Origin of the sequence: Methanobacterium sp. BRmetb2 (genome assembly GCA_003491285.1) — an archaeon.
Taxonomy (GTDB): domain Archaea; phylum Methanobacteriota; class Methanobacteria; order Methanobacteriales; family Methanobacteriaceae; genus UBA117.
Map to the genome: position 1 here is coordinate 1,205,886 of CP022705.1, position 26,157 is coordinate 1,232,042.

At 34.6% G+C, this 26,157-nt stretch carries 21 protein-coding genes; 11 read left to right on the top strand and 10 right to left on the bottom strand.

The genetic code is table 11. The features are described from left to right. Nucleotides 1–3: 3 nt before the first annotated feature. Nucleotides 4–420, top strand: a complete 417-nt coding sequence (locus tag CIT01_06045) for a hypothetical protein (protein ID AXV37790.1) — start codon at nucleotides 4–6, stop codon at nucleotides 418–420. On the opposite strand, the gene CIT01_06050 is transcribed toward CIT01_06045, so the two are convergent. The 4 genes from CIT01_06050 to CIT01_06065 form a co-directional block, all read right to left on the bottom strand. Then, nucleotides 417–812, bottom strand: a complete 396-nt coding sequence (locus tag CIT01_06050) for a hypothetical protein (protein ID AXV37791.1) — start codon at nucleotides 810–812, stop codon at nucleotides 417–419. The two genes, CIT01_06045 and CIT01_06050, sit on opposite strands and share 4 nt — an antisense overlap. Before the next feature lie 133 nt (nucleotides 813–945). Continuing rightward, nucleotides 946–1,302: a hypothetical protein gene (locus CIT01_06055; GenBank protein ID AXV37792.1), complete on the bottom strand. Its 357-nt coding sequence runs from the start codon at nucleotides 1,300–1,302 to the stop codon at nucleotides 946–948. Between the two features lie 186 nt (nucleotides 1,303–1,488). After that, nucleotides 1,489–1,851: a hypothetical protein gene (locus CIT01_06060; GenBank protein ID AXV38742.1), complete on the bottom strand. Its 363-nt coding sequence runs from the start codon at nucleotides 1,849–1,851 to the stop codon at nucleotides 1,489–1,491. 59 nt (nucleotides 1,852–1,910) lie between these two features. Beyond that, on the bottom strand, nucleotides 1,911–2,219 hold the full coding sequence (locus tag CIT01_06065) for a hypothetical protein (GenBank protein ID AXV37793.1): 309 nt from the start codon (nucleotides 2,217–2,219) through the stop codon (nucleotides 1,911–1,913). 227 nt (nucleotides 2,220–2,446) lie between these two features. Here CIT01_06065 and CIT01_06070 point away from each other — a divergent pair, with 227 nt between their 5' ends. Continuing rightward, the gene (locus tag CIT01_06070) at nucleotides 2,447–2,959 is read left to right on the top strand and encodes a hypothetical protein (protein AXV37794.1); all 513 of its coding nucleotides are present in this window, start codon (nucleotides 2,447–2,449) and stop codon (nucleotides 2,957–2,959) included. A 40-nt stretch (nucleotides 2,960–2,999) separates the two neighbouring features. Here the strand turns inward: CIT01_06070 and CIT01_06075 are convergent, their stop codons facing one another. Further along, nucleotides 3,000–3,215: a class III signal peptide-containing protein gene (locus CIT01_06075; protein AXV37795.1), complete on the bottom strand. Its 216-nt coding sequence runs from the start codon at nucleotides 3,213–3,215 to the stop codon at nucleotides 3,000–3,002. A gap of 158 nt (nucleotides 3,216–3,373) precedes the next feature. Between CIT01_06075 and CIT01_06080 the strand changes: the two genes are divergently transcribed. From CIT01_06080 to CIT01_06100, 5 genes are all read left to right on the top strand, one after another. Continuing rightward, nucleotides 3,374–4,612, top strand: coding sequence for an aryldialkylphosphatase (locus tag CIT01_06080; protein ID AXV37796.1), 1,239 nt, complete (start codon nucleotides 3,374–3,376; stop codon nucleotides 4,610–4,612). Between the two features lie 78 nt (nucleotides 4,613–4,690). Then, complete coding sequence (locus tag CIT01_06085; GenBank protein AXV37797.1) at nucleotides 4,691–7,144, top strand: copper-translocating P-type ATPase; 2,454 nt, start codon at nucleotides 4,691–4,693, stop codon at nucleotides 7,142–7,144. 693 nt (nucleotides 7,145–7,837) lie between these two features. Next, nucleotides 7,838–11,818: a hypothetical protein gene (locus CIT01_06090; GenBank protein AXV37798.1), complete on the top strand. Its 3,981-nt coding sequence runs from the start codon at nucleotides 7,838–7,840 to the stop codon at nucleotides 11,816–11,818. Between the two features lie 50 nt (nucleotides 11,819–11,868). After that, nucleotides 11,869–12,825, top strand: coding sequence for a hypothetical protein (locus tag CIT01_06095; GenBank protein AXV37799.1), 957 nt, complete (start codon nucleotides 11,869–11,871; stop codon nucleotides 12,823–12,825). Between the two features lie 148 nt (nucleotides 12,826–12,973). Next, nucleotides 12,974–13,120 carry a YHS domain-containing protein gene (locus tag CIT01_06100; GenBank protein AXV37800.1) on the top strand — a complete coding sequence of 49 codons (147 nt, stop codon included), beginning with the start codon at nucleotides 12,974–12,976 and terminating at the stop codon, nucleotides 13,118–13,120. 122 nt (nucleotides 13,121–13,242) lie between these two features. Here CIT01_06100 and CIT01_06105 read toward each other — a convergent pair whose 3' ends face one another. The 3 genes from CIT01_06105 to CIT01_06115 all read right to left on the bottom strand — a co-directional run bounded on the left by CIT01_06105 (nucleotide 13,243) and on the right by CIT01_06115 (nucleotide 16,018). Continuing rightward, complete coding sequence (locus tag CIT01_06105; protein AXV37801.1) at nucleotides 13,243–14,166, bottom strand: hypothetical protein; 924 nt, start codon at nucleotides 14,164–14,166, stop codon at nucleotides 13,243–13,245. A gap of 334 nt (nucleotides 14,167–14,500) precedes the next feature. Further along, entirely contained in the window at nucleotides 14,501–15,850 is a 1,350-nt protein-coding gene (locus CIT01_06110) for an adenylosuccinate lyase (protein ID AXV37802.1), read from the bottom strand. A gap of 12 nt (nucleotides 15,851–15,862) precedes the next feature. Next, a complete protein-coding gene (locus tag CIT01_06115; protein AXV37803.1) occupies nucleotides 15,863–16,018 on the bottom strand; it encodes a preprotein translocase subunit Sec61beta in 156 nt (51 codons plus the stop codon). A gap of 523 nt (nucleotides 16,019–16,541) precedes the next feature. Here CIT01_06115 and polC point away from each other — a divergent pair. The 4 genes from polC (at nucleotide 16,542) to CIT01_06135 (ending at nucleotide 24,353) form a co-directional block, all read left to right on the top strand. Then, nucleotides 16,542–19,832 (top strand): DNA polymerase II large subunit, encoded by a 3,291-nt coding sequence (polC, locus tag CIT01_06120; GenBank protein AXV37804.1) that lies wholly within the window; start codon nucleotides 16,542–16,544, stop codon nucleotides 19,830–19,832. Nucleotides 19,833–19,872: 40 nt separating this feature from the next. Further along, complete coding sequence (gene nrdD, locus CIT01_06125; GenBank protein ID AXV37805.1) at nucleotides 19,873–22,179, top strand: anaerobic ribonucleoside-triphosphate reductase; 2,307 nt, start codon at nucleotides 19,873–19,875, stop codon at nucleotides 22,177–22,179. Nucleotides 22,180–22,353: 174 nt separating this feature from the next. Further along, the gene (locus tag CIT01_06130) at nucleotides 22,354–23,841 is read left to right on the top strand and encodes a hypothetical protein (GenBank protein ID AXV37806.1); all 1,488 of its coding nucleotides are present in this window, start codon (nucleotides 22,354–22,356) and stop codon (nucleotides 23,839–23,841) included. Nucleotides 23,842–23,900: 59 nt separating this feature from the next. Further along, nucleotides 23,901–24,353 carry a tRNA-specific adenosine deaminase gene (locus tag CIT01_06135; protein AXV37807.1) on the top strand — a complete coding sequence of 151 codons (453 nt, stop codon included), beginning with the start codon at nucleotides 23,901–23,903 and terminating at the stop codon, nucleotides 24,351–24,353. Between the two features lie 54 nt (nucleotides 24,354–24,407). Here CIT01_06135 and CIT01_06140 read toward each other — a convergent pair whose 3' ends face one another. Both CIT01_06140 and CIT01_06145 read right to left on the bottom strand, forming a co-directional pair. Beyond that, nucleotides 24,408–25,586: a hypothetical protein gene (locus CIT01_06140; GenBank protein ID AXV37808.1), complete on the bottom strand. Its 1,179-nt coding sequence runs from the start codon at nucleotides 25,584–25,586 to the stop codon at nucleotides 24,408–24,410. Nucleotides 25,587–25,612: 26 nt separating this feature from the next. Then, nucleotides 25,613–26,131, bottom strand: a complete 519-nt coding sequence (locus tag CIT01_06145) for a hypothetical protein (GenBank protein AXV37809.1) — start codon at nucleotides 26,129–26,131, stop codon at nucleotides 25,613–25,615. Nucleotides 26,132–26,157: the final 26 nt, after the last annotated feature.

Consider the following 26,157-nt stretch of genomic DNA (forward strand, 5'->3'; position numbering starts at 1 on the left):
TTGATGAAAGAGTCTTTTAAAACTGTTAAATGTAAAAAAATTTCTAAAGGCCAGGCCAAGGGTGAAGTTGTTGTTACTAAAGATTCAATAAGTTTTTTAGGGGGAGTGAATCCTAAAACTGGGATTGTTATAGATTCTGGGCACGAACTCTATGGTGAAAGCATAACAGACAAGATACTGGTCATACCATCTGGTAAAGGTTCCACTGTGGGATCCTATGTGATATTCCAGATGGCTAAAAATAAAACAGCCCCATTAGCTATTATCTCCATTAAAGCCGAACCCATAATTGCAACCGGCGCTATAATGGCGGGAATACCTATGGTTCACCAGCCGGCTGCAGATATTTTAAATATGCTGAAAAATGGAGATACGATTGAGGTTAATGCTGATGAGTGCTTTATAAAATTATTGAATTAAAATTCCTCATTTTTTTTGGCTGATTCTCCTATTGCTCCACCAACAGCTCCCAGAACTCCACAGATCAGTACAGCTATTATAGTTATAACTACACCAATTATAAGTCCTATAGTTCCAACTACTATTCCTACTTGAGCTAAGAATAGGGATATTATGGCACTTATGGCTCCAAAACCTATAAATGATATGAAACCTATTATTAATCCGCCAATTACTCCTGCAAGGGCTCCATTTTTGATTCCTTCGAGTTCTCCTTCCTTTATAAAGTAGATGGTTATGAATCCCCCGGCCAGAGGTCCCAGGAAAAATAATGGGAAAAAGGCTAAAACAAGGATAATTGTAAATACAGCAGTTATTATTGCTCCAATTCCAATAGCTTTCCAGTCAGTCATTTAATCACCTTATTTAATATTGGTCAACCTTTTAAAATCATTATTTCAGTATTCTTTAATTAAGTTAAAATAATTTTCTGATTTTTTAAAAATAAAAAAAGTAAAAAAAATAAAAAAATTGTAATAGGGCTTATTAGGCTTCTCCTTTTATTAAGACTCCTATAGCTCCACCTATGGCTCCAATAATTGCAGAAATTATTATACTTATGATAATAGCCACTAAACCGAGAGCAGCACCCGCAGCTCCCATGAGAGCTCCAAGTCCAATAATTAGGATTATTCCACCAATTATTCCACCAATTATTCCCACAAGAGCTCCGTGGATAGCACCATTCATATAGTCTCCGCCAACACTGTAACCAACATAGATAGTCGCTAACAGGTATCCTATATATGATCCCCAACTTCCAGCGATTGCTCCTAAAATAATTCCTAATATAATTGCTAATATGAAGCCTATAATGACCGGTTTCCATTGTACTTCTACCATGCTTTTCACCTCCCTTCAAGTTTTAACATATTATATATTAGTGTATATCCCTAATATTTTTTTCTTTTTTTCTCTCGAAAAAGATAAACCTTAAATGGAAAGAAGCCTATTTTTAACTTCGTAATATTAAAAAATAAATTATTAAATTAAATAAATTAATTAATAAAATTTGATGTATTCTTTGAATCAGGCTTTTCCTTTCACCATAGCACCAATTGCTCCACCAACTGCCATAACAATGACAACACCAATGGTGCTTATCAGCAGTACTAAGGCGGTTAAGCTGGCTACAGCAAATCCAATAATACCTAGAAGCAGAGTTCCGAATATTAATAATAATATTCCTATTATTATGGCACCAATTGCTCCGGCTAGTGCTCCGTTAGTTGCGCCGTTCATAGCATCTTCATTTACCATGTAACCAACAATCATACCGGCAATGAAAATTCCCAGAAGTCCGCCGAATGGTCCGCCGAATGCTCCAAATATGGCACCTAGTATTATTGACAAAAAGAATCCAACAATCACTGCTCCCCAGTTAATAATAATAATCACCCCTTTATTGAAATTTTTACTAATAATATAAAAAATAAAAAATTAAGTTTTTTTTATTCCAGTTCCAGTTTGATTCCGCCGATTCGTGGAGCAAGTAAGTTGTATACAAGTGCAACGATTGCATACATTATAAATCCACCTATAAATGCCATTATAGGCCACACAATGATGAAGAAAACTGCTGAAAATGCTCCGCTGAAACCAGCAACATTGGCTGTATCTGCGGGGATCATGGCTAATATAGAAGCAGTGAATATGGTCATTATAACACCCATTATTAAGGTGATTACTGCTAATACAGCCCCTGTGATCAATGCAAAAGATACGACTGGGACAGATTTAATTTCTTTAATATCACCCATTTTTGTCACCTCCCTATATTTTTACAGTTTTTATTATGATTTTTGAATATTATATTTTTTCTTCTTAAATCTCTAAACATAACATAAATATTTTAGAATAGGAAATGAATTTTTAAAAGTAACATCATAAACTAAGAAGAGGGATTGCTATTAAATTAAATAATAAAAAAGTCATTTACTTACTACTTTTCCTACTTTTCTTTGTTCTAATGTTTTTATCTTTCTATTTGGACTTCCTCTCTTTAAAGCTTATTTTAGGATTTAGTGTAGTTTTATTAATTTTAAGTTATAATCTGGAAAAAAAACTTGATAATAGGCAATATAAAATCTTTATTTTTGTAATATTCTTTTTTCCAATTATTGAGACGAGTTTAAAAATTTTCAACAAATATTATATTCCTCAAGAATTCAATACATTAAATTATATTGCTTGTTGTAATGGATTTGAACATTTACTGGCAGGTATTGCAATAGGGGTTATATTACTGCCTTTTATAGTTGATATTCTGCGAAAATTAAATAAAAAAGAACAGATAATTTCATTTGTGCCTTTGGTAAGCTTTTTTTGTCTTTCTTACGAATTAATAGGATATTACTTTTTTTATACTAATAAACCATATCTAGCTTTATTATATCAAGATACTATGCAGGATCTTACCATGAATATAATAGGTGCATTAATTGCTTTTATTTTATTAATGGGATTTAAAAAAGGTAATAAAAATAAAATAGATAAATAAAATTTAAAAAAAGACTTTTTTAAGAAAAAAGTTAAAAAATTTAAGGTATTGATGGTGTAGTTCCATTATTTGGAGTGGAACCTCCGCCAGTGCTATTATTTCTAATAATTTTAATATCTTCTTTAGAACTAATATTTGTAGAAGTGAAATAAGAGCTGTATATTATAAGGGCCGCTATAGCAATCACAATTAATGCCCCAAAAAGAAGTATATATTCTGCTGATCCCTGTCCTTTAGCATCTTCTAATAATTTCATACTCATCCCCCATTTAATTCTTTTAATATATATCTCCAAGGTAATTATTTAAATTTTATTTTTTTGTCTATGACATTCATAACAGTAATCTTAATGATGTTGAATATTGAAATTATAAATGAAGTTTATATTATATTATAGAAAGGATGGGGAACAAAATGGCATATTCACTCATTTATAACGGAACAATTCTGGATGGTAACAGCAGCAAACCTTTAAAAGAAGCCGCTATTTTATTAAAAGATAATAGAATAATTCAAATTGATAAAGAAGATTCAATTAAACTGCCAGATGATGATATTAATAAAATAGATGCTAAAAAAGGTTTTATACTCCCTGGGTTTATTGATGTCCATGTCCATTTAATGTTAGACGGCTTCGATATCAACAAGATAATGAAAACTCCCCTTTCACTCTATTTTTACAAAGCAGTTCAGAACATGCAATTAACACTAAATGCTGGTGTTACCACGGTTAGAGATGCAGGACTGGCAGATATTGGTTTGAAAATGGCCGTAGAACAGAATTTAATTAAAGGCCCTAGAATGCAGATAAGTGTCAACTCCCTATCCATAACTGGCGGGCACTTCGATCTCCTGCTTAATTCCGGAATTGATGCTACTATTAAATACCCTGGATTTCCAGATTGCCGATGTGACGGTGTTGAAGAGGTTCGAAAGAAGGTAAGGGAAGTTTTAAGGGCTGGAGCAGATGTTATAAAAGTTATGACCACTGGAGGGGTTATAAGCCCCAATGATAAAGCAGAGTACACCCAGTTTACTGAGGAAGAGCTGAAAGTGATGGTTGAAGAAGGAAAATATAGGGAAGGTATTAAAGTAATGGCCCATGCCCATGGCACCCAAGGAATAAAAAATGCCATAAAAGCAGGTGTACATTCTATAGAACATGGAACGTACCTTAATGATGAATGTATTCAACTAATGCTTTCTAATGAAACCTATCTTATACCTACACTTTATGTTATACATTATAACGGTGATTTAGCTAGTTCAACTTCAAAAAATTTACCTGAGTGGATTAATGAGGCAGTGGAGATTGTAGATATTCATCGAGATAATATTAAAAAGGCATATCAAGCCGGTGTTAAGATAGTTATGGGCACAGATTGTGGAATTGCTCCTCATGGAAATAATTTAACGGAACTGGAACTCCTATGTGAAATAGGAATGACTCCTACAGAGGCAATAATGGCCGGAACCAAGAACGCTGCAAAGTGCATGGGATGGGAAAAGGATCTTGGAACTCTAGAGGTAGGTAAATTAGCAGATATTGTTATAAGTAGGAAAGATCCTTTAACTGATATTAAATCATTAGGAAATCCAGATAACATTGTTATGGTAATGAAAAATGGAGAAATAGTAAAAAATCAGATATAACATGTTATTTTAAATTATTAATCTATTAAAATAATATGAATTGTGTAATTCTTAATTTTAAATTGGTGGAGGTTCTGAATGTCAGAAAAACCTAAAAAAGAGGCTGAAATTAAAATTGCAGGTATGGGTTGTGCTTCTTGTGCAATTAATATTGAAAAATCATTAAATGATTTGGATGGTGTTGATGAGGCCCAAGTAAATTTTGGTACAGAAAAAGCCAATGTTAAATATGATCCAGAAAAATTAGAACTCAATCAATTAGAAAAAGCAGTAGAAAAAGCAGGTTACATGGTTATAAATGAAAAAGCGACCCTAAAAATTGGGGGTATGACCTGCGCCATGTGTGTTAAAGCAATAGAAGACGTTTTAAATAATTTAGATGGTATTAGCAGCGTAAATGTGAATTTGGCCGCTGAAAAAGCATATGTTAATTACAATCCTAATTTAGTTACTATTGAGGATATGAAGAATGCAGTAGAAAATTTAGGTTACCAATTTTTAGGTTTAGAAGGAGAAGTATCTGAAGACATTGAAGAAGAATTGCGCCAAAAAGATTTAAAATCAAAAAGAAATCGAATCATAGTAGGTTTCGGATTTTCACTGCCATTAATGGCCATGATGCTTCTGGGCATACCAGCTCCTTTCTATATGCCCTATTTTATGTTGGCAGTTTCCATTATTCCTTTCATCTATGTGAGTTACCCCATTTTCACTGCGGCTGCCCGGGCCCTTTTGAACCGGACCCTGGATATGGATGTGATGTATTCTATGGGTATTGGGGTGGCTTTTGTGGCCAGTCTTCTGGGAACTTTTAACATTATTTTAACCCCTCAGTTCATGTTTTATGAGACCGCGCTCATGTTAGCGGCATTTTTAACCCTGGGACGATACTTAGAAACTCGAGCTAAGGGAAGAACTTCCACGGCAATTAAAAAACTCATTGGTCTGCAACCCCAGACAGCAGTGGTAGTCCAAGATGACAGTGAAACTGAAATCCCCATCCAGGATGTGCAGGTTGGTGATCTAATACGGGTACGGCCTGGTGAAAAGATCCCTGCAGATGGTGTAGTTGTCTCTGGAGAAAGTTACGTGGATGAATCCATGATAACCGGCGAACCCATACCTGCATTTAAAGAAAATGGAAACGAAGTTGTGGGCGGCACTTTAAATAAAAATGGAGTCTTAATATTTAAAACCAGTAGAGTAGGTAAAGACACGGTTTTATCCCAGATTATAAAACTGGTGGATGAGGCCCAGGGATCCAAACCCCCAGTACAAAGAATTGCGGATAAGGCAGTTACTTACTTCATACCAACAGTACTGACCATCGCTATAGTTGCCTTTGCTGTATGGTATCTCCTTTTAGGTTCTACACTTCTTTTTGGACTTACAGTACTAATTTCTATTTTAGTAGTGGCCTGCCCGTGTGCTTTGGGTTTAGCTACACCCACTGCAGTTACAGTTGGAATTGGTAGGGGTGCAGAGCTTGGAATTTTAATCAAAAATGGGGAAGCACTTGAGATATCAGAAAAGATTTCAGAGATTCTTTTTGACAAAACTGGGACCCTAACCCAGGGCCAGCCCCAGGTAACAGATATTGTGAGTTTCCACAGTTATACTGAGGAAGTTCTAAAATGGGCTGCCAGTGTGGAGAAAAATTCACAGCACCCTATTGCTGAGGCTGTTTCAATTAAAGCTCAAGAATATGATATAGAACTGGTGAATGTTTCAAAATTTGACACTATTGGAGGTAAAGGAGTTACCGCACAGGCAGATGGCAGGAATATTATCATTGGTAACCGGGCCATTTTCAAAGACCAGGGCCTGGAATTGAATGAAGAAGCGGAGGAAAATCTATCACGCCTGGAAGGTGAAGGCAAAACCACTATTTTGATTGGCTTAAAGGATGAAATCATAGGCATTATTGCAGTGGCGGATACAGTCAAAGAAACCACAGCTCTGGCAGTGCAGGAAATAGAGAAGATGGGTCTTAAAACAGTTATGATAACCGGGGATAACCAGAAGACTGCAGAGGCAGTGGCCCAACAGATTGGTATTAGCGAGGTCCGGGCTCAGGTTTTACCTGAAGTAAAGGCACAGGAAGTATCTAAACTACAGAGTGAAGGGAAAATGGTGGCTTTTATAGGGGATGGTATAAATGATGCTCCTGCACTGGCCCAGGCCGATGTAGGGATTGCTATTGGTAGTGGAACTGACGTAGCAATTGAAAGTGGAGATGTGGTACTAATTAATGATGAACCAATTGACGCTGCTGCATCTGTTCAGCTTTCAAGAAAGGTTATGGGTCGAATAAAACTTAATATATTCTGGGCATTTGCTTACAACGCTATTTTGATCCCGGTTGCTGCTGGAGTTTTATATCCTACCTTTGGAATCACGTTCCGACCAGAATACGCTGGTCTGGCCATGGCTCTAAGTTCAGTTACTGTGGTTTCCCTATCTTTGATGTTGAAAGGATATGTTCCTGAAGCTCGAAAGAGATTAAAAGTCGTGGAAAATAAAAAGCATTAATGTTTTGGATTGTGGGTTTGTTAAAAATAATGGTTATAGAAATAATTGTAGGGGAGCTACATTTCAATTGGTTAGTTATATAGGAAACTAATTTCTTAATATAATTTTCACATAATACTCTAAGACGAGTGTTAAAAAGTAGCTAAAAGATCTCCAGAATTTTTTAAGATATAAAAAAATTTCATTTTTTAGTTTTTTTTAAATCTTTCAGATTCTTTTTAAGTTTTAATTAAATTTAATCTTATTGTAGATTTAAAACATTTTTATTACTTAATTTTAATAAAAAAATAATCATGCATATCACTCATTTGTTTATAACATTCAAGTTAGTTATTAGATATAATTTTTGTAAAAAACTTATTTTTAGAAATTACAGAATTTAAAATCCTAAATTCAATAAAAAATTCAGTATATTCAAGTATATTCAATTTAAATGCTTTATTTTATTTAATTTTTGTATGGTATTCTAAGAATAAAATAGTAATTTTTATACATACAAATATCAGATTTCTTATTATAATTTTGTATTATAATTAATATGTAAGGTGGGCTATAATTAATGAAAGTGGAGAATTTATCAATACCTTATTTTTCAATTATATAATATAAACTCAAATAAGATTTGTATTTTCATTGGGGGGATGAGAATTTAAAAAACAGATTTTAATATTTATTTTAATATTTATTTTTGCATTGGTAGTTTGTGGAACAGTTACAGCGACCAATAATTCTATTGAGAGGGTAAGTATTTCCACTGATGGTAATGAGTCCAATTATAATTGTGAAGAACCTTCTATTAGTGTAGATGGTCGTTATATAGTCTTTTCTTCTTATGCAGATAATCTTGTGAGTGATGATAATAATGGTTATAATGATATATTTGTCCATGATAACACTTTGAACATCACAGAACGGGTTAGCATATCCAGTACCGGCATAGAAAGCGATGGAAATAGTTATAAACCTGCAATAAGTGATGATGGGCGGTTTGTAGTGTTTGTATCACATGCAACTAATCTTGTAGAAATCGATACGAATGACGTATCGGATATATTTGTCTATGATAGATTACTTAAACAAATAGAGAGAGTTAACCTAGCTGTAAATGGTGAACAAGCCAACTCATACAGTAGTGAACCATCTATAAGTGGTGATGGAAACTATGTTGTATTTACTTCTTGGGCAAGTAATCTTGTAGAAAATGATACTAATGAGTGGGGTGATGTATTTGTTTGCAACCGCATTACAGGTACTTTAGAACGTGTAAGTATTTCAAGTAGTGGGGATGAACAAGTAATGCCTCCTAATTCCATAATACATGTAGATTATGAACCTTCTATAAGTGGTGATGGACGTTTTATTGCTTTTACCTCCTATGCAGAAAACCTTGTAGATGGAGACAATAATAATTGTCAGGATATATTCCTCTACGATCGAATTCTAAAAATCACAAAAAGAATAAGTGTATCTAGTGATGGCCAAGAAGCTACTGGTACTAGTGAAAACCCTGCAATTAGTAGTAATGGGCTTTATATTGTTTTCACTTCCAATGCAGGGAACCTGGTTGAAAACGATGATAATCCATGGAATGATATTTTTGTCCATGATATAGAAACAGGGTTCACTGAGAAGGTTAGCATCTTTACCTCAGAAGAAACCATATCTCGCAATCCTTCAATAAGTGGTGATGGTCGTTTTATAACATTTGAAACTACAAAAGGAGGGCAAACTCGAGTATCTAATTCTAATGAGAAAATATTTTCCAGTTTCGCTGATGTAACCAATTATTATAACATATTCATTTATGATCAAACATTTAAAACTATAAATTGTATAACCAAATCTTATATGTTGGATGAAGCTAATTCAGCTAGTTATACATCTTATATAAGTGCAGATGGAAGTTCAGTAGTATTCACTTCCTATGCAACCAATTTAATCCCGGAAGACAGTAACTACTGTGCGGATATTTTTGTTTATTCTCAAGATATTAGCTCTTCAATTACAGGAACAATTATTCCCCGAATAGTAAAATCCGGCGATGAAATAACAGTAATGGTAAACACTCTCGATTCGAGCAATATCAGTGCCACAATCCTTAATGAAGTATATTACTTGAACAAAGGGTCCGACGGGATTTGGTATCTTTCATACATCGTACCCAACATTCCTGATGGGACTTATGATGTTATATTAACTTCGACAAATGGTGGAGGACACGAAGAACAAATTACCCTTAATTTTATTGTAGACAATACATTACCTACAATTTCAGGCTATGTTACACCCGATACTGCAAAAAAATGGGATCTTATTTCTATTAATGCAATGACCAGTATTGATACAGTAACTGTAACTGCTTCAATACTTGGGGAAATATTTAACTTATCTCAACTATCAGAAAATAGTTGGAACTTAGATTATGCTATTCCCGATATAGAAGATGGAGTTTATCTGATTTTATTAACAGCAATTGATAATGCTGGAAATCAAAACACATTTTCACTTAGTTTCGCTGTGGATAATGGACCTCCAACTGTATCAGGATATATAAATCCTGAAAAAGTGAAAACATTTGATAAAATAAACATAACTGCCATTTCTGACAAAGATACATCAAGTATAACTGCTTTAATCTTTAATCAGACTTATGATCTAACAAAACAAGATGATGAAACATGGAATTTTCAATATACTGTTCCATATGTTTCGAATGGTAATTATATTATTTTATTGACAGCCCTAGATAGTGCAGGTAATCAAAGCACATTTCCAATTAATTTTACTGTTTTAAATCCGATAGACACCATATCTCCAATCATTTCAGGGATTATTACGCATACAAACCTTTTAAATGGAGTATTTGTAGAAAGGCCCAGTATTAATATCCATGCATTTGTTGATTCTGATGTTGTTAATGCTACTGCAACGATAATGGATAACAATTACTCCTTAACAAGGCAAGAAGATGGATCATGGTCCACTTCGAGTTATAGCTGGCTAGGTAAAGGAATATACACGGCTTTATTGACAGCCCAAGACTGGTCTGGAAATATCGGTACAACAACTATCATTTTCAATGTGGAAAACACAATACCCACAATAACCAGTACACTTAGCCCTGAAAAGTTAAAATCAGGAGATTCTTTAATTTTAAATGTAAATATTAGTCCCGATGCTAGAACAGTATATGCATCTACTCCAACCGGATTTATTGATCTAGAAAAACAAACCAATGGATCATGGGCGCTTCATTATATGGTTCCACAACTAGAAGATGGAGATCATACTATCTGGATAAAAATCTTGTATGGAACAGGATGGCTAAACCCTGATAGTAGAACCATTATTTCAGCGGATGGTTCCACTAACTTTACTGTAGATAACACACCACCATACATTTCAGGTTCTGCTACTCCAAATCCCTTAAGATCTGGTGATACACTCAAAATAGAGGCTTCAGGTAGTACTGGATCCTATTTCAAACCGGATGATACAGCAAATATTACTGCTACAATTTTAGGGCGAACATATAATATGACGAAGATAAGCAGTTGGTCGGACTGGTGGAAAGGAACTTCAGGTAGTGATTGGAGTAGTGATTATGTTGTTCCTGCATTGTCTGATGGTATTTACACAATATATTTCACAGCTACAGACTTATTAAGTAATCAGAGAACATCATCAATTAATTTTACAGTGGATAACACACCACCTGTGATAACTGGAACTATCAATCCAAATACTTTAAAATTCATTGATTTTGGATCGGAAAGGATATTAAAAATTACAGCCCAGTCTTCATCTGATACGAAAAATATTTATGCGTACTTTGATGGATCGTTCTCGTATCACCCACTTGATCTCTATACTTGGCGAGGTTCTCCAATTTTTGTCAATAATCCTTCTTCTCAAAATTTGAATTGTTTGAATGGCTATTGGATCTATGGATTTGGTGCTCCTAGCATAATCACGATTGGAACTCATTATATAAAGTTGGTAGCAACTGATTATGCTGGAAATGAGGGAATATTTTACCTTTCACTTATTGTCACTGATTTTTCAGGTCTTACCAAGCCACCAAATGAATGGTCTGGAATTGGGATAGGAAATGGTTCTAATGGGGGTTCATCAAGTGATACAGGATCATCTGGAAATAATGGGGGGGAATCTCATGGAAGCTCATCTGAAAGTTCAGGAAGATCCAATGGTTCAACAAGTCAAAATGAATCTCCGACATCTCCAGATTATACTTGGTTATTAATTGTTATTATTGTAGTTGCCATAATTTTATTACTGGCATTATTATATTATCTTGGTGTATTATCCATTATTGGCTTATTATTTTCCCTCGCATTTGGAATATTTTTGGATGTAGTTGCAGTATTATTTGAATGTTTAATTTATCTTGGTTGGTTTGTTATTTTGAATCCTTTTGCTATCGTTTTAGACATTTTAGGGGTGTCTTTTGCAGTGAGTAGGGGTGATCTACTAGAAGTAACTATAGGGATGATTGTTAGGTGGTCCGGTATGTCTTTTAGTTCATTTGCTCCAATAGCAGGTGCTTTTGCTGATACAATGGCTCCAATAGCATATTCTAATATAATAAACAAAGGATCTCAATTTATTAATGATAAAATCATTAAACCACTTAAATCATTAATATGGAAATAATTTTTATAGATAAATAAAATTAGATAATTAACTAATTAAAGAGGAATTCAATGTTTTCTTTACGTAATGAATATGTTAAGAGATTAAGTAAATTATTAAAAGAGTTAGAAAGTTACGAAATTGAGGGGTTAAATTCAGTTATTATAGAAATAAAATGTATTGATGAAGAAGGATTTTATGAAAATATTTATAATGCATTTTATCAAAGCAGTGGAAAATTTGCTCCGGAAACTAAAACAAAAAAGGAAAAATATCTGCTTAGAGAAGGGTATCTATATTCAAAATTTCAGAAAATGGGATTCAAAAATTTAGATAGGCCACCACTACCCGTACCTCTAATCACAGATTTAATATGTTTTCCTACTTTTTTCACTATGTATCTGTTTTTAGAAAGTGTTTATTATGTTAAACTTGGCAAACCTCTGGATTATGATGATCTTAAAACTTTGTATAATAGTCGAATAGATGAACAGCTTGCTTATAATGTAGATGAATTTGATAAAATGTTAGAGTTACCTTCAACGACAGACAACTTTTTTATTAAATTAAAAAGTGTAAAATGGGAAAATCGAGCTAGTAAACAATTATTTAATAAACTAAAAGAAGTCATGAAATTTGTAAGGATAGGAATGTTCGGATATTTCCATATTATGTTTTCAATCGCGGAAAAAGATTTTATACTTTTTATTGCGGCCTGTAGTGCCATTAAAGATAAAAATGATAGAATTAATCAAGAAAATGTTGTAACCGCTTATAAAACATATTTTAAATTAATTAAAACAGATATCACAGAATATAAAGTTGTTGGAGATTATAAATCTCAAATTAAATCAATTAGCAGTCGGGATGGTGGTTATTTGGTTTGTGAAAGATGTAATGGTTACTATAAATTAGAGGATGGGGAATTTCCTGAGGATTTTGATAAGTGTCAGTGTGGTGGGAAACTGAAATATTATGAAAATATCAGTGAATTTGATAGCACGCGACAAATAGATGTGAATGGTTGATTATATGGCTTATCTGGTCTGTGACAAATGTGGCGGATACTACGAACTCCAAAAAGGAGAATCACCAGAAATTTTTCCAATAAATGTGAATGCAGATGAAAATTAAAATAGTTTTAAAAACATAATTTTTCAATTAGAAGGTGATATCATGGCTGTAGATCCTATATGTAAAATGGAAGTAGATGAAAAAACTGCTAAATTCGTTAGTGAATATAAAGGTAAAAAATACTATTTCTGCGCTCCGGGTTGTAAAAAGACATTTGATGAGAATCCAGAACAATATGCAGAAGATTAAAAAGCAGAATTAAATTTTCAATTTTTTAGTTAATTAACAAAATTAGTTAGTTCAATAATCTGTTTTAAAAAATTTTAATAAGAAAATAAAAAAATAAATTTGGATTTATATCCAAATTCTTTTTATTCTAGTTCTAGTTGTATTCCGCCAAGTTTCGGTGCCAAGAAGTTGTAGATAAATGCGGTTATAGCATAAACTATGAATGCACCTATAAACGAACCTACAATGTTACTGATTAGGCTTACTACTCCTCCAACAGGATCTCCTACGGAAGCATATGTAACTAAGTTTAACAATCCTTGTATAAGTCCCCAGATAGCCATTACAACTGCTAATGCTAATGCTAATGGAACAGCTGGTATGTTGGTTATTTCACTGAATTTCTCTTGTACTGCTGCTAGTTCTAGTTGTATTCCACCAACTCTTGGAATAAGCACGTTGTAGAATACTGCTGTAAGTGCGTAACCTATGAATGAGAGTATGAATACTAGTATAGGAACTGCTATTATTAGTATAACTGCCATTATGGCTCCTGATGCTCCAAGTGCTCCTTGCATGCCTTGAATAGCTGTAGTGTTATTGGCTAGTGCTGGTGCAAATGCGTTTATAATTTGTGGTAATGAACTTAAAAGTCCTAAGAACGGAGCGAATGCTGCTGTTAATAATAGGCCTATTATGAAAGCCCATATTGTGTTTATAACTGAAGTTATTAGTGCTAATGATACTACTGGTAAATTTTTTATCTCTTTTCCTTCCATTCCTAGTTTTATTCCTCCAACTTTTGGAACCAGGAGGTTGTAGAACCATGCAGTAAGGAAGGCCCAAAGTACATTCAGTAAAAAGCTACCTAATGGCAATAAGATTATCAATGCTACTCCTAGACCTGCTACTAAACCTCCTATTTCTGCTGGTAAAAACGCTGCGATTATACCAGATAATAGTAAGAGTATTATAGCGTAGATCAGTGCTAGAATTGCTGAAACTGCAGAAGTCATCAATGTGAACGGTACTATTTTAACAGATTTTATTTCTTTTACATCAACCATTTTTTCACCTCCTTTGATATTATTTAAAAAATTTACAGTTTAATTTATTTATTCTATTCAATATATAATTTGCTATTTTAATCGATAAATAACAGGATAAAACCGTTATTATAAAGTTAGGGAAATATAATCTGCAATAATTGAGGAATTTCATAAATAATATAATTAAAGAAAAAAGTAAGAGTTTATATAATCACTCTTGAAAATAGCACTATTTTTTATTATTTTTCATGTGAAAATAAATTAAAATGAATGATTAATAATGATTCTAAACTTTTTTAATCATTTAAAAATAAATAACATAAAAAAAGAGGGAATTTTACTATTTGGTCCCCTAAAACCATTCTTTTGATTTTTTCAGCACATTTTCTATGATTTTATCCGATGAACCAATGTATGTATGGGGATCCATCATCTTATTAATATCTTCTTCAGAAAGATATTGTTTGATTTTCTTTTCTTTTAGTAAAATATCCAACAAAGGAGTTCCCGTTTTATTAGCTTCCAGTGCACATTTCCTAACCAGGGCATAAGCAGTTTGTCTTCCCATTCCACCACGGGTAAGTTCAGCCATGGCTCTTTCTGCCATTATTAGTCCATTGGTCATATTCAAATTTCTTTCAATATTTTCTGGATAAAATACCAGATTATTAACCAGTTTTATTGTAAGATTTAGGATATAATCTAAAAGAATGCAGGCTTCCGGGAACATTATCCGTTCACATGAAGAGTTAGTAAGGTCTCTTTCATGCCATAATGGATTATTTTCAAGTGCAGGAATCGTATAGGAACGCACAATCCGGGCCACACCACATATTCTCTCTGCAGTTATAGGATTCATTTTATGGGGCATGGTACTACTACCCACCTGTTTTTCAGGGTCAAATTGCTCACCAAGCTCCATGATTTCAGTTCTCTGCAAATTTCTAATTTCTAAGGCAATTTTATCAAGGGTACTGGCAATATTGGCCATGTTCATCACGAATTCGGCGTGATTATCCCGTTGAACAACTTGATTTGATATCAAAACTGGTTTAAGGTTTAATATTTCAGATACCTTTTCATGAACAGCCAAACCATCACTGCCCAATGCAGCCGTAGTTCCCACTGCACCGGTCATCATACCTACACATAAACGGTTTTCACAGGCATCCATCCTCTCAATTTGGCGGTGAATCTCATCAACCCACAATGCAAACTTCATTCCATAAGGCATTGGTAAAGCATGCTGACCATGGGTTCTGCCAATACAAATATCATTTTTATGTTCTTCTGCAAGTTTTACCAGACTTTTTCCAAGATCAACCAGTTTAGATCTTAGTATAGATATTGATTCTTTAAAAAGGAGTGATTGGGAAGTGTCAATTATATCATTACTGGTTGCACCAAAATGGACATATTCTCCGGCATCACCTTCACAAACTTCAGCCAGGGCCTTTACAATAGATGCAATGTCGTGGTTGGTTTCTTTTTCAATCTCATTAACCCTTTTCAATTTAACATAATGAGTATTTGCTTTTCTATTAATTTCATCGGCAGCAGCTTCGGGGATAAGTTCAAGTTCGGCTTCTGCTCGGGCAAGGGCGGCTTCAACTTCAAGCATTTTCTGGAGTTTATTTTCTGATTCCCAGACATTTTTCATTTCAGGGGTTCCGTATCGAAACTCTATAGGGTGTATTGCCATATTTGATCTTCCCTACGTAAAGCGTAGTGCTATGCAAAATATTGCTAGTAGAATGGTCATGATTACTACTTGTTCTGGACTTAATTTTGGTCCTCTTGTTTCTTCATCGAAGTATCTAACCAATCCAGCACCACTGGGAGGTAGGGATTTTTTATCTTTTTTTGCCATCTTATTTCACCTAAAATAATGAGATTTAATTAAAAATTTGATAATATAAATTCAATTTTCAACTATAAATACACATCTTATTATATTAATGAGAAGTATTTAAGTTTTGTTTAGAATTGAAATTTTAAGATAAGGTTCTTATTTTATACATTTGAAGTAAATTTAATAAATATTCATTATAATATTAATGTAAATTAAGATTATTAAATGGTGTTTTATTTCTTATCAATTGATTATTATGTATATTTTTTGGTTAAACCATTTTATATTTTTGTATTTAGGGAAAAAGATGACTAAAAACTGTTTTTATTTTCTTGTTAAACATAGTTCAATTTTTCAGGTTTTTGGTTATTGATTGTATAAAAATTGTGTAAATTATTGTAATACTTTAAAAAGGTATAAAAATTATTAAAAAGCCCGGTATTTATTAAATGATGACAACTTTTTTATAAAAAGATGCTAATAAAAAAATAATATAAATTTAATTTGAAATGCCTTTATAAACAAAAATCAAGGGAATTTTATGGAGTATTTTGAGAGTCTAGAAGCAGATGCTGATAAATTATATGATATAGCAAGAAAAGCCAAACTTAAAGGTTATGATATTGACACAGAACCTGAAATACCTCGTGCAAAGGATTTAGCCGAAAGAGTGGATGGATTAGTTGGTCCTAAAGGTATTGCTGAGAGAATAAAAGATTTAGAAGAAGAAATTTCCAGGGAAGAGGTGGCATTTCGAATTGCCAGTGAAATTGCTACCAAGACCGAGGTGGAAGGTGAGCCTGATAGTATTGAGACCCAGGAACAAAAGGCAGATCAGGCTCTTAGAACTGCTCTTGCTATTTTAACTGAAGGGGTTGTTGCTGCTCCATTGGAAGGAATAGCAAAAGTTAAGATAAAACAAAATTTTGATAAAACCAATTATCTGGCAGTTTACTTCGCAGGCCCCATCAGAAGTGCGGGAGGAACTGCAGCAGCTCTTGCAGTCCTTATTGCGGATTATATACGCCGTTCACTTAATCTTGATCCTTATAAACCCACGGATCGAGAAATCGAAAGATATGTGGAAGAAGTGGAGCTCTATGAGTCAGAGGTAACCAACCTTCAGTATTCTCCGGATCCAGATGAAGTTAGAGCCACAGCCAAAAATATTCCAGTTGAGGTCACAGGAGAACCTACTGATCATGTAGAGGTTTCCCACCGTGATTTAGAGCGAGTAGAAACCAATAATCTCCGGGGAGGGGCTTTACTGGCAATGGTAGAGGGAGTAATCCAGAAAGCTCCTAAAACACTTAAATATGCAAAAAAAGTTAAACTTGATGGCTGGGAATGGTTGGATGCGTTTTCAAAGTCCAAAAAATCAGATAATGATGAAGGAGAAAGTATTAAGGTTGATGATAAATATTTAAAGGATATAATTGGTGGAAGACCAGTACTATCTTACCCTTCTGAAAAAGGAGGCTTCCGGCTAAGATATGGGAGGTCAAGAAATTCAGGACTGGCGGCTATGGGGATCAACCCTATTACCATGGAATTATTAGAGTTTTTAGCTATAGGTACTCAGATAAAAATTGAAAGACCAGGTAAAGGTGCTTGCGTAGTCCCCTGTGATACTATTGAAGGTCCTATAGTGAAAATGAAAAATGGAGATGTGGTTAAGGTATCTTCCATAAAAGAAGCTAAGTCTTTAAAGAAAGATGTTGATGAAGTCATATTTTTAGGAGACATACTAATTGCATTTGGTGAATTCCTACGAAACAACCATATGCTGCTCCCTTCAGCTTGGTGCGAGGAATGGTGGATTAAAACTTTAGAAAAATCTCCTAATTATTCGGAAAATGACTTTAATTTTAACCCTACCGATAAAATAAGTATCCAACAAGCTTTTGAATTATCAAAAGAGTATAATGTTCCCTTACACCCAGAATACACCTATTTTTATCATGATGTTTCAGGTGAAGACATAAACAATCTTAGAGAATGGTTGTTCAAAAATATTGATAAGTTAAAAGAAGATGAAGAATTTATTATTGATTCTTCACCAGAAAAGCGGATTTTAGAAGTTTTAGGAGTTCCTCACAAGTTTAAAAAAGTTGAAAACATTGTTAAAGTTGTCCTGGAGTATGATCATGCTTACGCACTCATTACGACCCTGGATAAACCATTGGAAATGGATGAAAAGATTACCACACTTGAAGCTATAAATGAGGTTTCCCCTGTAGAAATAATGGCTAAAGCTCCCATATATATAGGTAACCGGGTTGGAAGGCCTGAAAAATCTAAAGAACGGAAAATGAAACCTGCTCCTCATGTATTATTCCCTATAAGTAATTTCGGTGGGAGTAGGAGAAATATTGTCGATGCTGCAAAAAAAGGAAGTATAACCGTTGATTTTGCAAGATGTAAATGTACCAATTGTGAAATAGCTTCTATGCAGTCAATATGTCCAATATGTGGATCTAAGACTGTTTTAACCAGTTCAAGTAAAAAGAGAATTAATTTAGGCACATTACTAAAAAAAGCCTTTGATAATGTTGGAGTTAGAAAACTGGATGAAATTAAAGGTGTTGTGGGGATGATATCCGAGCAGAAACTCCCCGAACCACTTGAAAAGGGAGTATTAAGGGCTAAAAATAAGGTTTTCACCTTTAAAGATGCTACAATTAGGCATGATTCCACGGATCTACCCATAACTCATTTTAAACCTAAAGAAATTGGTTTAAGCCTTCTCAAACTCCACGATCTGGGATATACACATGATATATATGGAAATAAAGTTGAAGATCCAGAGCAGATAGTGGAGATTAAAATACAGGATGTGGTTATCTCTGAAAATTGTGCCCAATACTTGATTGGTGTTGCCAATTTTATAGATGATCTCCTAGACAAATTTTATAAAATAGATAGGTTCTATAATGTCAAGGAGAAAGAAGACTTGATTGGACATTTGATAGTAGGTTTAGCTCCCCACACATCAGCTGGTGTTTTAGGACGAATAATAGGTTTTACCAAGGCAGCTGCATGTTATGCTCACCCTTTTTTCCATTCTGCTAAGCGAAGAAATTGTGACAGTGACGAAGATTCAGTGATGCTACTATTAGATGCACTATTAAATTTTTCAAAAACATATCTCCCCAGTTCCAGGGGTGGTAGAATGGACGCGCCACTGGTTCTATCTACACGGATCGATCCAGAAGAAATTGACGATGAATCACATAATATTGATGCCATGCCTACTATTCCTCTTGAATTTTACGAGAAAACACTGGAATTTGCCAAACCATCAGAGGTTTTACCCTTTATTGATAATGTAAATAAAAGACTCGGAACAGAAAGGCAGTATCATGACATAATGTTCTCCCATGATACTTCCAGTATACACAATGGCCCCAAGTTGTGCTTATACAAGATGCTACCCACCATGAAAGAGAAGGTAAATGCACAAATAGAACTTGCCGAGAAAATTAGAGCAGTAGATCAAAAGGGTGTGGTGGAAGGAGTGTTAATGTCTCATTTCTTACCAGATATGGCGGGTAATGTAAGAGCATTTTCCAGACAGAAAGTTAGATGTACTAAGTGTAACAAAAAGTATAGACGAATTCCATTATCTGGAGAATGTAAATGTGGGGGAAATTTGATATTAAGCGTTTCCAAGGGTTCTGTTGTTAAATACCTCGATATTTCCAAGGAACTCAGCAAAAAATATCCAATTGATAATTATTTAATTCAAAGAATTGAAATTCTGGAATTTGGAATAGATTCCCTTTTTGAAAGTGATAAATCTAAACAAAGTTCATTGGATGTATTTTTATAAGAGAAATAATAAATAATATTGTAAGATCGGAGGATTAATTATGAAAGATGCACGCATTATTGCTGCACTTCCCACGAAAGCCGAAACCTGTGTATTAAAAAACAATGGTATATACGAAAAGTTCAGCCACGAAAAAATAGTTAAATCATGCCTGATGGTGGATGCTCCACTTTGGGCTGCAGAAAAAATAGCATCTCAAGTTGCAACTTCAGCTTATGATGGTATTAGTACTGCTGAAATAAAAATGCTGGTATTTGATACCCTTAAAAAAGTTGATATAACTGTAGCGGATAAATATTTAGCAACTAACAAGCTGAGAGTTAGGACTTCCAGAGATACCATAGAATCATTTGATAAAAGCAAAATAGCCAATACACTGGTAGTTGAGACAGGGGCCTCTCCGGAAGTAGCAGACAGAATAGCTTCAGAAGTATGGAAAGAGCTTAAAAAACTGGACGTTGAATTTTTAAGCGGGCCAATGATAAGGGAAATTGTAAACACAAAACTGGTTGAGCACGGCTTGGTAACCTTGCGTAAAAGATACACAAGGCTGGGTATCCCTGTATTTAACATCACCTCACTCATAGAAAACGGATCCCGAGATAATGCTAACATGATTCATAACCCCGAAACAGTACATAAATACGTTGCTGATGAAGCACTAAAACAATATGCTTTACTTCACATCCTCCCTACTGAACTGGCAGATGCCCACATGGCCGGGGACATACATGTACATGATCTAGAATTCTTTGCTGGACGTCCATTAAACTGTTTACAACACGATTTACGATTATTTATCAAACACGGTTTGAAAGTTGATGGTACAGGGGATCATACCTCGGTGGCAGGACCACCAAATCACATAGAAACGCTCATGAACCATGCCGGTGAAATAATGCTGGCAGCTCAGCAGAACATGTCTGGCGGGCAAGCTATGAGTCTATGGAATGTTTTTGTAGCACCTTTTGCTCGAGGATTGCCATATGAAAAGGTAAAACAAGCAGTGCAGATGTTCATATACAACTTGAACATGGCTTATGCTGCTAGAGGTTCACAGGTTCCATTCACCTCAATTAACATGGAGTTTACTGTACCAAAATTTTTACAAGATGAAGCTGCATATGGACCTAAAGGTAAGTTAGCAGGTGTTTACGGTGACTTTGAAGATGAAACCCGAATGTTACAACGAGCCTTTACAGAAACCCTTTTAGATGGGGATGCTGATGGAAAACCGCATTTGTTCCCTAACACTATTTACACGTTACGTAAAGAAGTTTTAAAAAATGAATTTGAAGAGGATTTAGGATTGGTCCATGAACTCTCTGCAAAATATGGTTCGGCTTACTTTGTAAATATGTTAGCCAGTTATCGAAATAATATGGCCAATTATATGGGATGTAGAACTGCACTGGGAGATAATTGGACTGGAGACTGGGAAAAAGACTGCTTCAGGACGGGAAACTTGGCATATGTAACTTTGAATCTTCCAAGAATTGCTTATAATGCCCGTGATGACACTGAGATCTTCGAATACTTAGATTCCTATATTGACATGGCAGTACAAGTTCTTAAACTTAGAAGAGAACAGGCTATGAACTGTCTTAATAATTATAATTTACTCCCATTCCTTAAACAAGAAGTTGAAGGGGATCTTTATTACAAAATCGAAAATTCAACCATGTCCTTTGGATTTGTAGGGCTTAATGAAGCATTACAATCCTACTTGGGTGTGGGTTTGGAAAATGAAGAAGCTAATAAATTTGGAATAAAGATGATTGAACACATAAATGAACGAGCTGATAAACTTAAAGATGAGACAGGATGGAGGTGGAGTGTCCTGCAAACTCCTGCTGAGTCTACTGCCTATCGTTTTGCTACACTGGATCGTAAGAAATACAAAGATAAGGCCATTGTTCAGGGAGATCAAGGAGCTTACTACTACACCAATTCATCTCATGTTCCAGTTAACACTGATATGATGCTACCTGAGAAAATAAAAATTGAATCAGCCTATCATCCACTGACCCAGGGAGGACACATATTCCACGCCTTCATGGGAGAATCCTATTCAGATCCTTCTTCATTAATGAGTTTAACTGACAAGATTGCCAGAAAATCAGATATCGGATTCTGGGCCTACAGCTCAGCACTGAGTTTCTGTATTAAATGCAAAACATTAATGAAAGGTTTAAATGATCAGTGCCCTACCTGTGGCGAGAAAGAAGATGTAGAATGGTATGACCGTATTACTGGCTATGTTCAACAAGTAGGTCGTGCAAAATCTTCATCCGGCGGATGGAATGCAGGTAAAAGACAAGAATTGATGGATAGACGTAGATTTTAGATCCATTAATTTTCCCTTTTTTTAAAACTGATCATAATATATATTCTAATAACAACTATTTCTAAAGTTTTATTTTTAACTTAAAGCTTAAGTAGAATCCAACCCTTTCTAAAATTTTAAAAGAATTATTAAATTAACATAAAATTTATTAAATTGCTACTAATAAGTAATCTTATGAGTAAAAAGATAATTATTATTGGTGCAGGAATTTCAGGATTAGCTACTGGTTGTTATGCTGCTATGAATGATTATGATCCAGTTATTTTTGAAGCACATAATAGACCTGGGGGACTATGCACTTCCTGGCACCGCAAAGGATTTACCTTTGACTTTTGTATACACAACCTGGCAGGATCAGGTGATGTGAAATTAAGGAAGATTTGGGATGAATTAGGTGCCTTAAAAGATTTAAAAATAATAAATCGCGAGGTCTTTGTTCGAGTGGAAGATAGTAAGGGAAATGCATTAAATATCTATACCGACGTCAAAAAACTTAAAGAACACCTTAAAATGATTTCACCCGAGGATCAAGATGTTATTGAAAACTATTTAAATGCAGCACATTCCCTACTCAGTGCCGATTTTTTTGCAATGGACATGGATGGTATCTCCAGTAAATTAAAAATTATACCTAAAGCTTTTTCAATAATAAAATGGGGTAAGATTAATTTAGAGGATTATTCTCACAGATTTAAGAACGATTTTCTAAGGAAAGCATTTTCTCATGTACAATACAACATGAATGGCTCACAGATACCCATGTTTGCCCATCTAATTTTTATGGCTGGTTTTGAAGTAGGAGATATGGGCTGGCCTAAATATGGGTCGTTGGAATTCAGTAAAAAAATAGAGAACAGGTTCCTTGAGTTAGGTGGGGAGTTAAATTATAAGTCAGAAGTTGAAAGAATTATTCTAGAAAATAACCTGGCAATAGGGGTAGTTCTTAGAGACGGCAGCACCCATTACGGAGATATTGTAGTATCTGCTGCAGATGGCCATAGGACCATCTATGAAATGCTTGAAGGAAAGTATACAAACAATTTCATTGATTCTTATTATCAATCCTTTGATGAAAGCCAAGAATTCGGGATAAATGTGTTTATTGGAGTAGATATGAATCTTTCACACGAACCTCATGCTATCGCACTCTTACTGGATGAAAAAATAGAATTAGAAGGTGTAAGTAGGGATTCTCTATATTTGGAACTTTTTGATTCTGCTACGGGACTGGTTCCAGAGGGCCACTCCATTATTAAGGTAGTAACCCAAGGAAATTACGATTATTGGAAAAATTTAGATTCAGACAAGGAAAAATATAATGAAGAGAAAAAAATAGTATACGAAAAAATATTGAATACTCTAAAACAGAGATTCCCGACAATAGAGGATAAAATAAAAATTTTTGATGTAACTACACCAGTCACAGTGGAGAGGTACACCCACAATTTCCATGGAGGGCAGCCCTGGCCAGCTAAAGAGGGGGAAATGAAAATAATGTTCAGAGGCTTAAGTAAGACCCTTCCAGGACTTGATAACTTTTACATGGTAGGACAATGGGCCGGGGCCATGGTAGGACTTCCCAATGCAGCCTTAACTGGGAGAAATCTGATTAAAGATTTATGTAAAAAGGATGGGAAAAAATTCCAGACCACAGAAAAATGAAATAATTAGAACTATTAAAGTGACAAGGGAAGTAGCACTTTGATTTGAAGGAATTATAAATGAATAAACACTACAAATTCATGAATGAAGCCATTAAAGAGGCTAAAAAAAGTTTAAGAGAGGATGGCATTCCTATCGGGGCAGTTTTGGTTAAAGATGGAAAAATTATAAGTCGGGGCCATAATAAGCTTCTCCAAAAAGAATCAACCATTTTACACGGTGAAATGGATTGTATAGAAAATTCAGGAAGATTGAGGGGTGTAGATTACAAAAAATGCACTTTATATACAACTTTATCTCCCTGTGACATGTGTTCTGGAACTGTAATTCTCTATAAAATTCCAAAAGTTGTAATGGGTGAAAATGAAACTCTAACAGGCCCAGAGGAATATCTTAAGGAGAATGGAGTTGAATTAATCAATCTGGACATGGATCAATGTAAAGAAATGATGATGGAATACATTCAGAAAAATCAGAAAACATGGGATAGTGAGCTTGAAAGAGTAATTTAGAATTTTAAATTTTAATATCCTTAATAATACCTATTTTATCTATTTCAAAAAAATTTATTTTTTCAGGTTTTCAAAGTCATTTATTGATAAAACTGGTTTTCCATTAGAAAAGGTTATAGGTTGGGTTACTGATTGGGAAGATGTTCCAAAGCCATGACAGATCATACTATGTCTGCCAGGACCTCCAGCCACAACCAGAACTACATCATCCGGGGTCTGGGTTAATTTCACATCATCATCAATTATCCATTTTTCATCAAGTTTCCTACCGCCCCTATCCCCCAGATGAGCAGGTACGTATAAATTGTCATGGATGTACTCTTTAACTTCTTTTTTATTCCATCCCTTACTTGCAACTAGTTGTGCATGTTCTGGACCCATTATTATCAGTAATTCTCCGGGAACATGGCTATTATTACATCCAGCCACGGCAGCAGTGTGAACTATTGTATCTAAAAGGTCTTCTGCAGTTTTACTTCGATGATCATTTACATTGTGTGGAGAATCAACAGCCATAACTGTGGTTGTACTGTTTTGCTTAGAAAATCCACGTTCCACATGTAATGGTTTCCATGGTGATTCATTTTCTGCTTCAGCAAAACAAAAACTGTACTTAGATGGTGAACCAAGCGTGGCATGATCTCCAATACCCGGTATAGCACCACCAATGTTCATTAAAATAAGTCTTAAAGCCCGTCCTATGGTTGCATTGGCTATGTTACCCGGACCTAAACACCCTACATTACTGTTAATTCCAATTTCACTAGCCAGGGGGCCGTTGGTTATTATGCAAATTGCCACTGGGTGCGTTGTAGCATTAACACCCGGCAAGTTAAATTTTTCATGAGCAATTGCACGCACTGAATTTTGGATCAGTGGCATAAAAACAGGTAGAGATCCAGCCATTACTGCGTTAATGGCAATTTTCTCAATAGTGGCCTTACCCTGCCTGGGAGGGATGATTGCCGCAATTTTTTCTGCTTCGAGATCTGTAAAATCATAGAATTTGTTCACTCTCTCGGGAGTGGGGGGTATGATGGGAAGTCCATCAGTGAAGTTCTTCATATAAAACTGATAACTTAATTTTTCCACATCAGGATCAATATGAATATCTCCTTTCGGTGAAGATGCTTGAGAGGATCTTTTATTATCTTGATGTGATTTATTTAGTAGATCTTCTATCCCACATCCACAATCAATTTCATTAATATTTTCAGTTTTCTTTTGATCCATGAAAAGCCTCTTGTGTTGCAGCTAAATTATTTCATTTTAGTTATCTTTTTAATTTCAGGGATGATATTTTGAACTTTAAGTATTATTCCGTCTTCATCTACTCCAACGATAGGATGATCTAATTCTAGTATTCGTAAACCATAAGCACCATGTGATTCTGCCAGCATACGTGCAAAATCCGAAAATTTGTGGGAGCAAATTGATATGGTGGGTATGCCTACTTTTTCAAGCCTTATAGCATCAAGTATGACCCAAGTAGAACATGATCCACAATCGCCAACAGCCAAAAATACTAAATCAGATTCACATGCCTTTTGAATAGCTTCATCAGATGCAGGTGCACCGGCAGGTTTGGTTATCCTAATGTTGTTTAATTTTTTTAATTCTTCTTGGATTGTATCCAGTATTAAATCAGCATTAGGTTTGGTATTGTCCAAATAACTAATATTTCGAATATTTGACTTAATGGGGGTTAAGTATATTTTATCTCCTGCAGTTTCACCTAAAGGATTTAAAACATCCTTTTCAATTATATTAAGCTTCATTTTATCCTCAATTCAAGTGAATATAA